Origin of the sequence: Limnothrix sp. FACHB-881 (assembly GCF_014698135.1) — a bacterium.
GTDB lineage: Bacteria > Cyanobacteriota > Cyanobacteriia > CACIAM-69d > CACIAM-69d > CACIAM-69d.
Map to the genome: position 1 here is coordinate 94718 of NZ_JACJSN010000014.1, position 10982 is coordinate 105699.

Genomic DNA, 10982 nt, shown 5'->3' on the forward strand with positions numbered 1-10982 from the left:
TAATCCAAGATTAGAGCAAAGTTAAATCTCAAAAAGTGGTGAAAAATATGGCTCCAAAATTTCAATTTTGATTGCCAAAAATCGAGAACTTAACTTCAAGAACTAAATTCTAGAAACTCAACTTCAAGACCCAAACCTTGAGACCCAGATTTTGAGATTTGAATTTTAAGAACGGGGTTTCAAGAACGAGATTTTCCCAGGGGAGCCGTCTGGGGTTCACATTGGCCTCCCAAGGCATTCACCACCGTGCAAGTATTGCTAATCAGCATGGTTTGATAGGTGGATCCGGCCGTGCCGGGTGCGCCGGGCCCGTCAATATAAAGCGGGTTGGGGGCCACCTGCACGCCGGCCTCGCGAGCGACGGTGGCGATCGTCTTGGGGTTGGTGGAAGCTTCTGCAAAAATGGCTGGCACATTGGCCGCCTTAACCAGTTTCACCAGTTCCGCCAACTTGCTGGGGGTGGGTCGCTCTTCGGTGCTCAGACCGCTGAGGGCCCCTTTCACCTCAAATCCATAGGTTTGGGCATAGTAGCGCAGGGCATCGTGGGTGGTGATGAGTCGCCGTCGATCGGGCGGGACGGTGGCCACTTGGGTTTGAATCCAGCGATCGAGCGCTTGCAGTTCGCCGGTCAGGGCCTGGGCAGCCTGTTGATAGCGATCGGCTTGGGCGGGAATCAGTTGGCTCAGTTGGGCCGCCACGATCGCCGTTAGTTTTTGCCCATTTTGGGGGCTGTGCCACACGTGGGGATCCGCCACCAGTTCCGCCGCTGCCCCAGTGGCAGTTTTTGGATCTGCATCATGGTCGTGATCATGTTCCTCGGGCTTGGCGGCCGCTTCGGTTTTGTGGTCGTGTTTGTGGTCGTGGTCATCTTCATGGCCGTGGTCGTGGCCATGGTCATGATCATGGGCGGCCATCTTCAGCGGACTGGGAACAGCTTTTTCAAAAATTGCCACTTTGGGGCCCTGGGTGGGGGCGCTGGTGAGGGTTTTGGTTAATCCCCCTTCAAAGTCATAGCCGCCATAGAGCACGAGACTGGCAGACTCGATCGCGGCGCGATCGCTGGGGGTGGGTTCGTAGGTGTGGGGGTCGCGGCCGGGTTGCACCAAACAGGTGAGGTCGATCGTCTCGCCCGCAATTTGCTGGGCCAAGTCGCAAACCACGCCGCCACTGGCCACCACCTTGGGGCGATCGGGGTTGGTGGTGCTGGTTGCTGGGGTGCTGCTGCCGTTGGGGGTTGTTGCCCCGGAGTTGGCTCCAGTGCCGCAACCCGTTCCCAGCAGGGCCAGGCCAAGGGCGATCGCTGGCCATTGCATCCGCCCGATTCTCCGGTTGCGCGATCGCCGTTCCGCCATGGTTCGAGTCATCCCACCCATCAATCACACCTAAGCTTGCGGTTATGCCTCTGGTTGGCCCACGCCCAGATTCAGAGGATTATCCAGAATGAGAATCATTCTCAATCGCAAGCATAGAGCAATCGGCCAAAGCGAGTCAATGGCGGAGCGGGGCGATCGATCAGCAGGTTTTTTCCCTGAGCAACTGCCTTGAATGGGGGCGCTAAATTGCTATTCTCAATGGCTGATGAATATTCATTCGTGAATATTCATTCGTGAATATTCACAGATGCCTAGAAAAAGAGATGGCTTTCCGGCTGAATATTGATTTCCATGGGAATGGCCTGCGGTTCTGCACTGAGAGCAAATAAAATGGCATCGGCCGCCGTTTCCGTGGACAACATTTTGGTGCGATCGACCTTGAGGCTCACGTTGTCCCAAAAGGGTGAATCAATGCCACCAAAATAGAACAGTGTGACTTTGATCCCGTAGCGCCGGGCTTCATCGGCCATGCATTTGCTGAGGCCCGTGAGCGCAAACTTGGAAGCACAATAGGCCGCACCCATGGCCATAGAGTGCTTGCCCAAAATGCCGATCACGTTGCAAATATGCCCCATCTTGCGATCTTTCATCACCTCAATGGCGGCTTGGCAAGTATGAAAACTGCCCTTTAAATTCACCGCCAACATTTGATCCAGATCGGCTTCCGTGAGCTTATTAAACTGTTTGAGAATTCCCGCGCCCGCCGCATTGACCAGCGCATCAATCTGACCAAATTGGGCGATCGCCTGGGTGAATAGATTCGCCACCTGAGCCGCATCGGTAATATCCGTGGGAACCGCCAACACCGTAGCTCCCGTTCCCCGCAGTTCCGCTGCGAGGGCCGCCAATTGTTCCGTTCCCCGAGCCGCCAACACCAACGAGGTTCCAGCCGCTGCTAGTTTGCGAGCCAGGGTTGCGCCAATGCCCCCTGTGCCGCCAACAATGACGATTACTTTGCCTTTGAGCTTGCTTTGCCAGTCTTGCACGATCGGGTTGTTACTTTTCTTTACAAACCGTTACATCCTTAAGCTAGCACGGCCGTTGGAGGCCGAAGCAGTTGAATCGGCTAAAAAAGCCGCTATCCCTTGCTCAAACCCTTAAGGGCGGCCCATTTGGCGCTTCAGTTGCTCTAGTTCTTCGTCCATTTCCCAGCGTTGGAACTGCTCCTCTAGGGGATCGGCTCCCATTCCTCTGCTGTAGCTGGCCCGATCGCTGCTGTCCCAGGGCGATCGGCTGGTGCGGGTCTTGGCTTGGGTCTGGGTTTGCGCATCGGCCTGGGCAGCCCGCGCGGCCACCTCTTGCCGTTTGCTGGCCAGTTGCGAGACCAGGGTTTCTAACTGTTCAATGCGGGTTTTAATGCCCTGCATTTGTCCCCAAAGTTGATTGCCTTTGCGCAAGAGGGCGGCTTCTCGTTCGCGGGCGGCTGCGGCGAGTTGGTGTTCTCCGGCGGCTTCCACTTTTTCGATGCGAATGTGCCAGCGCTGCACGTCCTGGGCTGTTTCCCAAATGTCGGCTTTCAGTTGCTGTTCTTGGGTGTGTAATTCCCCGATCGATCGCTTGGCATCGGCTTCCTGTTCCCGCAGTTGCTCTTCTAGGGCCCGCAACTCTAGCTCGGGATGTTCGCGCAGAAAGGCTTCTAGCCGAGCTTCTAAAAACTGACTGAGATCATCGAGCAAACTCACGCGATCGCTCCTTTTGTTTCAATCCTCGCCCAGCCTGGGGGCCGGGCGCTGCACTTCAATAACATTCATTTAGATGGGGTAGATGGGGAAAACTGGATAGTTTCAATCCTCGCCCAGCCCGGGGGCTGCTTTGAGGCGATCGTCCGGGTTAACGTGAATTCGGGATAAAGGGAGCGAAGGAAAGACGGGGCTGGTTGGGGAGACCCGCCCCTACGACTAATTGGTTTGAAGAGCGAGGTTATCAGGGGTTTAGGCAATTTGACGACACCCCCTAAGCCCCTTGCCCCGACGGTGATGCTGGCTTGATCTGTGCCCAAAAATCTTGCTCAGACCTCCCCTAAGCCAGGGGAGTGGTTTTGGGCTGGAAATCTGGACAGTTGATCGCCGCTTCTGACAGGGCTTCACTGGGACGGACGGGACATTTGAGGTGGTAGTCGCCCGTGAAAAAGGCACAGTCTGCACAGGGAATTTGGTGCAAAGTGCGCACCCGCGAAACGCCCTCTTGGGTGAAGCTGGCGATCGATCGCACCAGAACGGCCACCAAATACCAAGCCAACCCAAAGCACAGGGGAATCATCACCGTTTGGGGAATGTGAGCAACGGCCGCACGCAGCAAAAGACTGGCAATATCCATGAGCCAAAGGGGCGATCGAGCAAGACAGTTCCATCTTGCCCGATCGCCCCCAGGATCCTCAAGCGAAATTCAATATGAACCGGGTTAACCCAGCGAACCGAATTAACCGACATCCAAAACCCACAGACTCAGGTGATGGACTCAGGTTGTGGGCCCAAGATCGCCTCATCAGGATCCACATCAGGAGCCGTCCGCAGGCAACCCCTTAGCCCCGATTGACCTGAGCCAGGATCTCATTCAAAATTTCCTGGGCCCCTTGGGCGCGCAGTTTTTGGGCTAACTCCGTGCCCAGATCTTCAGCACTGGTGTGGGGGCCGCTCACGGTGTCTTGGATCAGTTGCTTGCCATCCACACTGGCCACCAGGCCCGCCAGGGTCAGGGTATCACCCTCCAAGCTGGTATTCACCCCGATCGGGACTTGGCAACCCCCTTCCAAATCGCGCAGGAAAGCCCGTTCCGCCAAGCAGCGCCACTTGCTGGGTTCATGCTCCAGCACCTTCAGCACGCGCAAAATGTCCTCATCGCCCTCGCGGCACTCAATGCCCAAGGCCCCCTGGCCCACCGCATGGAGCGACACATCCGACGGCAACAACTGATCGATGCGATCGGCTAAATCCATCCGCTGCAAACCGGCCGCCGCCAAAATCGTCGCATCATACTCGCCGCTGTCGAGCTTCTTCAGCCGAGTATTCACATTGCCGCGAATGTCCTTGAAGCTCAGATGGGGGTAGTGATAGCGCAACTGAGCCAACCGCCGCAGGGACGACGTACCAATCACAGCGCCTGCGGGCAATTGGTCGAGCGTTTTGCCCTTGTGTTGGGCATGGAGCACCACCGCATCAGCCGGGTTCACCCGTTCTGTCACACAACCCAAGGTCAGCCCTTCCGGCAGGCGGGTTGGCAAATCCTTCAGGGAATGCACCGCCAGATCATAGATCCCGTCGCGCATTCCATCTTCCAACTCGCGGGTAAATAAACCCTTGTCCCCAATTTTGGACAGGGCCACGTTCAGCACCTTATCCCCTTGGGTTTCGATCGCACAGACCTCAAACGTAATGTCCGGAAAATGCCGCTGCAATTCTCCTTGTACCCAGTGCGTTTGCACAAGAGCCAATTGGCTTTTACGAGAGCCGATGCGGATGGTACGGGTGGGACTAGCGACGGACATACGGTTGGAGGTCGGTTAACGAACGTTAGTTGCAATCCTCAGATTGTCTAGATCGGCAGTTGGCGGACGATCGAGCCAATCTGGCCACCCCTCAGCGCCATCGGGCGCATCCGGTTGGAATTTTTGTGGGACTTTGCTCGCTAACTGGGAGAAGCAAACCCGAGCATCCGGTGGGATCAGGCGCGGTCTAGCGTACCGTTCGGGCGCGATCGCGATCGAGCGATCGACATGTTCGTTAACAATCACCCCAAAGGGGATCAAGCCTCCAAAAATCTATCTCCCCAAAAATTCACAACCCAACCGAGTAGCGCGGCTACCTTAATTCATGGGGTCAACGTTGCGGAGTCAGTCGTTATAACAAGATGCGCCAGCCCCTTGTTGCCGAGCGATCTGGTGAGCGATCTGGCAACAGCAGTAGTTATTTGAATTGACCTGAGTTGATCTGAGTTGGTCTGAGTTGATCTGAGTTGACCGATCGAAATCAGCTCAAAATCCGCTTGCCGTGCTAGGGCAGCGTGGTCAGCACAAAGGCCGCCTGTTGCACTGCCAAATACATTTGGGTTGCTTCACTTTCTTCCAGGGTGATGGGATTGGCAAACTGCAACGACACCAAAGCCCCAACCGAATCGCGATAGATGGCTGGAATCACCACATGGGTTGCTACCCCGCCTTCTTGATAGAATGCTGTTCCGGCCAAATCCGCATTCGCCGTCGCATTCAAACACACTTGCAGCTTTTTCTCCACCATGGCCTGCTGGCTGAGCGGATCGCCCACCAGAGAAGCAGCTCCCGCTTGGCCGCCGTGGTTGCCCAGTTGCCCTTCTTGCACGAGCTGAATGGTGCAGCGATCGGCCTCGAACCGTTCCACAAACGCCGTCGCCAGCCGCTCCGCACAAATCTCAAACGTGCCGCTGTCGGCCGCGGCCAAAATTGCCGCCAACAGTTGCATCTGCGCCTGGGCCCGTTCCAGCTCGATCGAACGATTCTTCAAAGAATCGTAACTATCGGCTGCCCGTTGCACCACGGTTTTCAACTCATCAGGATCCCAAGGCTTGGTGATGTACTTATACACCTGTCCTGAGTTAATCGCCTCCACCAGATCTTCCACATCCGTGAAGCCCGTCAAAATAATCCGCACGGTGTCTGGAAACTGGGGCACGGTTTTACTCAAAAACTCCGTTCCCTTCATCTCTGGCATCCGTTGATCGGAAATGATGACAGCCACTTCCCCTTCCTCGGCCAACAGTTCCAAGGCTCGGGCCCCGCTTTCGGCCTTGAGCACGTTGAAATCTCGGCGGAAGGTGCGATAGAGCAAGTCGAGATTATCTGGCTCGTCATCGACGACGAGCATCTTGGGTTTGGGGGGACGGCGAGCGCTTTTCAACTGTTCGCGGAGGCCTTCGAGGTCAACGATGAGTTTGTTCATAGCAAGTGGGGTGCATCAGGGGCAATAGGGTGCGATCGCGATCGAAACAGGATGCATCACACCTCCCCTAGGGGCCTGATTAATGGCGGGCAACCAACCATCAACCGGCTTGCAAAATACGGCGCAAAACGGGTTGCGGCAATCCAGAGAGCATTTTGACATACTCCTCAACCGCCGCGGCCGTTCCGGGAAACACCGGGCAGCCATTGCCCCAAAATCATACCCCCTCAGTCCTAGCATGAATTCCGGGGAACCACACCCGTGAGGCATTGCCCCCAACCCGCCCCAATGCCACAGTTTCGCCCTCCATAGGCGGAAAATCGTCGCCGGAAACTAGCCGGTTCAGCAAAATCCGGTATCAAAGTCAAGAACCTACAGGCCAAATGAGACAAAAAATTACCTGACAATTACCTGATGCATCCCGAGCTAACGAAAAATATATTTGCCTTGATTGATCCAACAATTAGCTGCTCTAATTATCCCAATCATCAATTATTCAAAGCCATTAAAAGTCAAGCATCACGATATTTGTTCTGATTTACCCCATAATCAGTTTTTCAAGATAATCCAGCGCCCATAAGGATTTACATCACGTACCCATCTATAGAAAACTGATGGACGAGTCTATAGAAATTAGTTCAACACAACTATTTCGAGACCCGCCTGGAGATCGGCCCCTTCTCAACACCCTAGATACAGGTTTTTTGGGCAACACCTGCACTATGGGCATGAAGTGCCTCCCTCTGACTTTCTTTAACGCTTTTAAAGTTCATGCAGTGGACTAGGAGGTATCCGTGGATTTCTTGTCCCTTTTCGTCAAGGACTTCATTATTCAGTTGCAGTCCCCCACACTGGGTTTTTTGATTGGGGGGATGGTGATTGCAGCACTCGGAAGCCAATTGGTAATTCCAGAGTCGATTTGTACAATCATCGTCTTCATGTTGCTCACCAAAATCGGTTTAACCGGTGGAATTGCAATCCGGAATTCCAACCTGACCGAAATGGTTTTACCGGTTATATTTGCAGCAACTGTAGGGATTCTAGTTGTCTTCATCGCCCGCTACACCTTGGCCAAACTACCAAAGGTCAAGACCGTTGATGCGATCGCGACGGGTGGCTTGTTTGGGGCGGTCAGTGGTTCCACCATGGCGGCAGCCCTGACCCTGCTCGAAGAACAAAAGATTGGGTATGAAGCATGGGCGGGCGCACTTTATCCCTTCATGGATATTCCGGCGCTGGTCACGGCAATTGTTGTAGCCAACATTTATCTCAACCAGAAAAAGCGCAGCAAAGCCGCCGCTGCGGATTTTCAGGAGCAGCCCAGCACCCGTCAGGAATATCGCGACCAGCAGCAGGGTGATAGTAAGGTCAAAATCTGGCCGATTATCGAAGAAAGCCTGCAAGGGCCCGCTTTGTCTGCCATGTTGCTCGGTTTGGCCTTGGGGATTCTCACCAAGCCGGAAAGCGTTTACGAAAGCTTCTACGATCCGGCTTTCCGGGGTTTGCTTTCAATCCTGATGCTGGTGATGGGGATGGAAGCTTGGTCGCGGATTGGCGAACTGCGCAAAGTGGCTCAGTGGTACGTTGTTTACAGTGTGGTGGCTCCCTTTCTCCATGGGCTGATTGCCTTTGGTTTGGGCATGATTGCTCACTACACGATGAACTTCAGCCTGGGTGGTGTGGTTGTGCTGGCGGTCATTGCATCCTCTAGCTCAGACATTTCGGGCCCGCCCACCTTGCGCGCCGGGATCCCGTCGGCGAACCCTTCCGCCTACATTGGTGCTTCCACGGCCGTTGGTACGCCGATCGCGATCGGTCTGTGCATTCCATTCTTTATCGGGCTGGCTCAAGCACTCGGGGGTTAGTCGCCCCAAGCATGTGGGGTCTGTCGGTGCTTTCTCACGGCCCGACAGACTCGTTAGAGTAGTAGACAAAAGAGGTAACCAACATGGCTAAACCAGCCAAAAAGCTTGTCATCATCACCGAAAAGGTGCTGCTGAAGAAGGTGGCCAAGATCATTGAAGAGTGCGGGGCCAAAGGGTATACGGTGTTGGAAACGGGCGGCAAGGGCAGCCGCAACGTGCGATCGTCCGGGCAGCCCAATGTTTCCGACACCCAAGCGAATATCAAGTTTGAGGTGTTGACCGACACTCGCACCCTGGCTGAGGCGATCGCCGATCGCGTGGCGGTGGAGTTCTTCCTGAATTACGCAGGCATCATCTATATCTGTGATGCGGAGGTGCTGTATGCGCACAGCTTCTGCGGGCCCGAGGGCTGCTAGTCCATCAGTTTTGAAACGCAACCAGTTTTGAAACACAACTTTGATCACGAGAGCCGGGGGATGACCCCGGTTTTTTAATATTTAATCTTGCCTGGGCGAATGTCGAGAACGGGGAGGGTGCTTCACCCAAAACACCACGATCGGACTCAGGACACTCACGCTGGGCCCGAGGGAATTAATCAGGCTCATGCTGACAAACAAGACTGGGGGTGGGGTGATTAATGGTCGTTGCTCGCCATCGCGGACGAGGTTATCGCGACCAAGCCCGATTAACCAGCTATAGACGAAGACGTTGATGATGAAGATCAATAAGGCGGCGATCGCCCATGCCTTGATCACGCCGGGAGATTTGTCGCGGCGCACAAAAATTGAGATTAACAGGAAGCTAATGGCCAGCAACCCACCAACGGTCAACCCTGCGATCTCCAGACCCAATAGCGTTAGGGCTTCAAGTTCTCCAGGATAGCTATCCATCATGGCAATGATCAAAGCTTGACTTGGAAGAGGATGCCTGCAAGATACCTTGCGCCACTTCCTCAGCGCCAACCCATGTGGAGGAACAGAAAGCGATCGCTCCGTCCACTATTTTTTGATTGGGCGATCACGTTGCCTGAGCGTTTGCAATCAGAGTTTTGATTCAACGGGGCGATCGAGTCTTGAAAAACAAATTGATTCATCCTCATAAAATGGTCATAGTCTCACCAGTAATCGCCCCATGACTCCCAGCCCGATCGAGCAAACCCTCCTAAACCAGTTTCGCCAGCTTCCCCAGGCGCTCCAACAACTGGTGATTCAATTCATCAACTTGCTATTGGCCGAGCGATCGCAAGTCACCCCGCTCCTCAGCCGTTCAGAGCCTTCTCCTTCAGTGTTTGATCTCGCGGGTTCTCTAATTGGCAGTGCTGAAGGGCCAAGTGATCTCTCGACAAATCCCGACTATCTAGAAGGCATGGGGCGCGAGTGAAAGAGGTTTTAATTGACACCGGCCCCTTGGTTGCCGTCATTAACCGGCGTGACCATCACCATGACTGGGCGACAAAACAGCTTAGGCAACTGCCATCTCCCCTGATTACCTGTGAACCCGTTCTTACGGAATCTTGGTTTCTGCTCGGGCGTACCAATTGTGGTCGAGAGATGATGCTTCAGTGGATTGAGCGGGGATTACTAAGGGTTGATTTCTCGCTTCAAAACAGTCAGGCTAGGGTTATCGAGTTGATGCGTCAATACCATTCTGTGCCTATGTCTCTAGCGGATGCTTGCTTAGTTTGTTTATCAGAGCAACGTCCGAACAGTACAGTTATGACCCTGGATAGTGATTTTCAAATCTATCGACGCTTCAACCGTCTAGAAATTCCAGTTATTTTGCCTTAGTTTGTAGTAGTAGCTGTAGGGTGGGCAATGCCCACCAACGACCACTAAAGCAACGCGATCGCACCCAAGGTAATAAGCCCTGATCCTGAAGTTGATTCCGTTTGTGGGAGAGTGGTGGGCACTGCCCACCCTACAGTCTTTTTATTACTTTCAATTCTCGTTTTGCATGTTTGAATGCCGCAATATTTTCCGATCATCTAAATTGATCGAATAGATAAAAATTTTCATTGTCTTTGATTTTTATAAATAGTGGAAGCATGTCTATAGTAAAGCCTACAAAGCCAATAAATTCATTCTCCACTGGAATAATGCGAATATCTGTGCTGTCCTTGTAGAAGCCTAAAATATCCTCTCTTTCTAAGACATAAAAAATATGATCACATTGCCTGACATCATCAACTCTCAAATAGAAAGTTTCTTTGGCACTTATTTTAATTGCTTCAATTAAACTTATTTTCTCAAAAACAGACGAGCAAATCGTCTTGTTATTAGTTTTTTGGACAAAAGATGACAATATTCTGATGTCAAGAAGTCTGTCTTCCAAGTCTTTGAACAAGGAATTTATTTTTGCTATTTCAGAGGTTCCCAAGTTTCTCAAATTTTGCCCATCCTTAATAGACAAAAAATCATCAATTAGATCTCGAATTGAATTTTGACAAGACTCAATTTCTTCTTCTGTTATGCCCCCTGACATTGTTAAATTCAATTCTCGACCATTACTTGTGTTGATCTTGATTCTTCGTTGAGAATCAAGATCAACATCAGGTAATTTCTTTTTTTTCTCTTGGATAGTGATGAAGAGATTTACAACCATAACAATTGTTGATACGCTACTGCAAAAGACTTGAAGCGTCGCCGGAGACAGTCCCCAATTAGTAGCTTCTTGAGAATCTTGAACAACATGATAAATCTTGATTCTTGCCTGGTTTTTGGCATCTCTAAAAGCTTGTTCACTTAACAAGCGCAACTCTTCTAAATCTTCCTTTGGAGCAGTGATTTCAATACAAGTCATATTTGTGTTTTTCCGCTTTACGGGCTATGCAGTAT

General features: G+C 52.5%; 12 protein-coding genes. 4 read left to right on the plus strand and 8 right to left on the minus strand.

The window, feature by feature from the left end:
• Positions 1 to 179: 179 nt before the first annotated feature.
• The 6 genes from H6G52_RS13320 to H6G52_RS13345 all read right to left on the minus strand — a co-directional run bounded on the left by H6G52_RS13320 (position 180) and on the right by H6G52_RS13345 (position 6283).
• A complete protein-coding gene (locus H6G52_RS13320; RefSeq protein ID WP_242026376.1) occupies positions 180 to 1364 on the minus strand; it encodes a metal ABC transporter substrate-binding protein in 1185 nt (394 codons plus the stop codon).
• 260 nt (positions 1365 to 1624) lie between these two features.
• Complete coding sequence (locus H6G52_RS13325) at positions 1625 to 2359, minus strand: SDR family oxidoreductase (RefSeq protein ID WP_099532713.1); 735 nt, start codon at positions 2357 to 2359, stop codon at positions 1625 to 1627.
• Between the two features lie 111 nt (positions 2360 to 2470).
• Positions 2471 to 3055, minus strand: a complete 585-nt coding sequence (locus H6G52_RS13330; protein ID WP_190528943.1) for a TIGR04376 family protein — start codon at positions 3053 to 3055, stop codon at positions 2471 to 2473.
• Positions 3056 to 3392: 337 nt separating this feature from the next.
• Positions 3393 to 3689: a hypothetical protein gene (locus tag H6G52_RS13335; protein ID WP_190354752.1), complete on the minus strand. Its 297-nt coding sequence runs from the start codon at positions 3687 to 3689 to the stop codon at positions 3393 to 3395.
• Positions 3690 to 3894: 205 nt separating this feature from the next.
• A complete protein-coding gene (hemC, locus tag H6G52_RS13340; RefSeq protein ID WP_190528945.1) occupies positions 3895 to 4857 on the minus strand; it encodes a hydroxymethylbilane synthase in 963 nt (320 codons plus the stop codon).
• Positions 4858 to 5362: 505 nt separating this feature from the next.
• Positions 5363 to 6283, minus strand: a complete 921-nt coding sequence (locus H6G52_RS13345) for a response regulator (RefSeq protein ID WP_190528947.1) — start codon at positions 6281 to 6283, stop codon at positions 5363 to 5365.
• A gap of 794 nt (positions 6284 to 7077) precedes the next feature.
• Here H6G52_RS13345 and H6G52_RS13350 point away from each other — a divergent pair.
• Positions 7078 to 8148, plus strand: a complete 1071-nt coding sequence (locus tag H6G52_RS13350; RefSeq protein WP_099532101.1) for a sodium-dependent bicarbonate transport family permease — start codon at positions 7078 to 7080, stop codon at positions 8146 to 8148.
• An 83-nt stretch (positions 8149 to 8231) separates the two neighbouring features.
• On the plus strand, positions 8232 to 8564 hold the full coding sequence (locus tag H6G52_RS13355) for a hypothetical protein (RefSeq protein WP_099532102.1): 333 nt from the start codon (positions 8232 to 8234) through the stop codon (positions 8562 to 8564).
• A gap of 81 nt (positions 8565 to 8645) precedes the next feature.
• Here the strand turns inward: H6G52_RS13355 and H6G52_RS13360 are convergent, their stop codons facing one another.
• Entirely contained in the window at positions 8646 to 9038 is a 393-nt protein-coding gene (locus tag H6G52_RS13360) for a hypothetical protein (RefSeq protein WP_190528949.1), read from the minus strand.
• A gap of 241 nt (positions 9039 to 9279) precedes the next feature.
• Between H6G52_RS13360 and H6G52_RS13365 the strand changes: the two genes are divergently transcribed.
• Together H6G52_RS13365 and H6G52_RS13370 are read left to right on the plus strand one after the other, a co-directional pair.
• Positions 9280 to 9528: a hypothetical protein gene (locus H6G52_RS13365; protein ID WP_190528951.1), complete on the plus strand. Its 249-nt coding sequence runs from the start codon at positions 9280 to 9282 to the stop codon at positions 9526 to 9528.
• The gene (locus H6G52_RS13370; protein ID WP_190528953.1) at positions 9525 to 9935 is read left to right on the plus strand and encodes a PIN domain-containing protein; all 411 of its coding nucleotides are present in this window, start codon (positions 9525 to 9527) and stop codon (positions 9933 to 9935) included. Before H6G52_RS13365 ends, H6G52_RS13370 begins: the two co-directional genes overlap by 4 nt.
• A 193-nt stretch (positions 9936 to 10128) precedes the next feature.
• On the opposite strand, the gene H6G52_RS13375 is transcribed toward H6G52_RS13370, so the two are convergent.
• Positions 10129 to 10947 (minus strand): hypothetical protein, encoded by an 819-nt coding sequence (locus H6G52_RS13375; RefSeq protein WP_190528955.1) that lies wholly within the window; start codon positions 10945 to 10947, stop codon positions 10129 to 10131.
• Between the last annotated feature and the right edge of the window lie 35 nt (positions 10948 to 10982).

Bases quoted from the DNA above. Each gene is read 5' to 3' on its own strand.
- hemC (WP_190528945.1), bottom strand. From the start codon at position 4,857: ATGTCCGTCGCTAGTCCCACCCGTACCATCCGCATCGGCTCTCGTAAA.
- H6G52_RS13360 (WP_190528949.1), bottom strand. From the start codon at position 9,038: ATGGATAGCTATCCTGGAGAACTTGAAGCCCTAACGCTATTGGGTCTG.
- H6G52_RS13345 (WP_190528947.1), bottom strand. From the start codon at position 6,283: ATGAACAAACTCATCGTTGACCTCGAAGGCCTCCGCGAACAGTTGAAA.
- H6G52_RS13375 (WP_190528955.1), bottom strand. From the start codon at position 10,947: ATGACTTGTATTGAAATCACTGCTCCAAAGGAAGATTTAGAAGAGTTG.
- H6G52_RS13365 (WP_190528951.1), top strand. From the start codon at position 9,280: ATGACTCCCAGCCCGATCGAGCAAACCCTCCTAAACCAGTTTCGCCAG.
- H6G52_RS13355 (WP_099532102.1), top strand. From the start codon at position 8,232: ATGGCTAAACCAGCCAAAAAGCTTGTCATCATCACCGAAAAGGTGCTG.
- H6G52_RS13335 (WP_190354752.1), bottom strand. From the start codon at position 3,689: ATGGATATTGCCAGTCTTTTGCTGCGTGCGGCCGTTGCTCACATTCCC.
- H6G52_RS13320 (WP_242026376.1), bottom strand. From the start codon at position 1,364: ATGACTCGAACCATGGCGGAACGGCGATCGCGCAACCGGAGAATCGGG.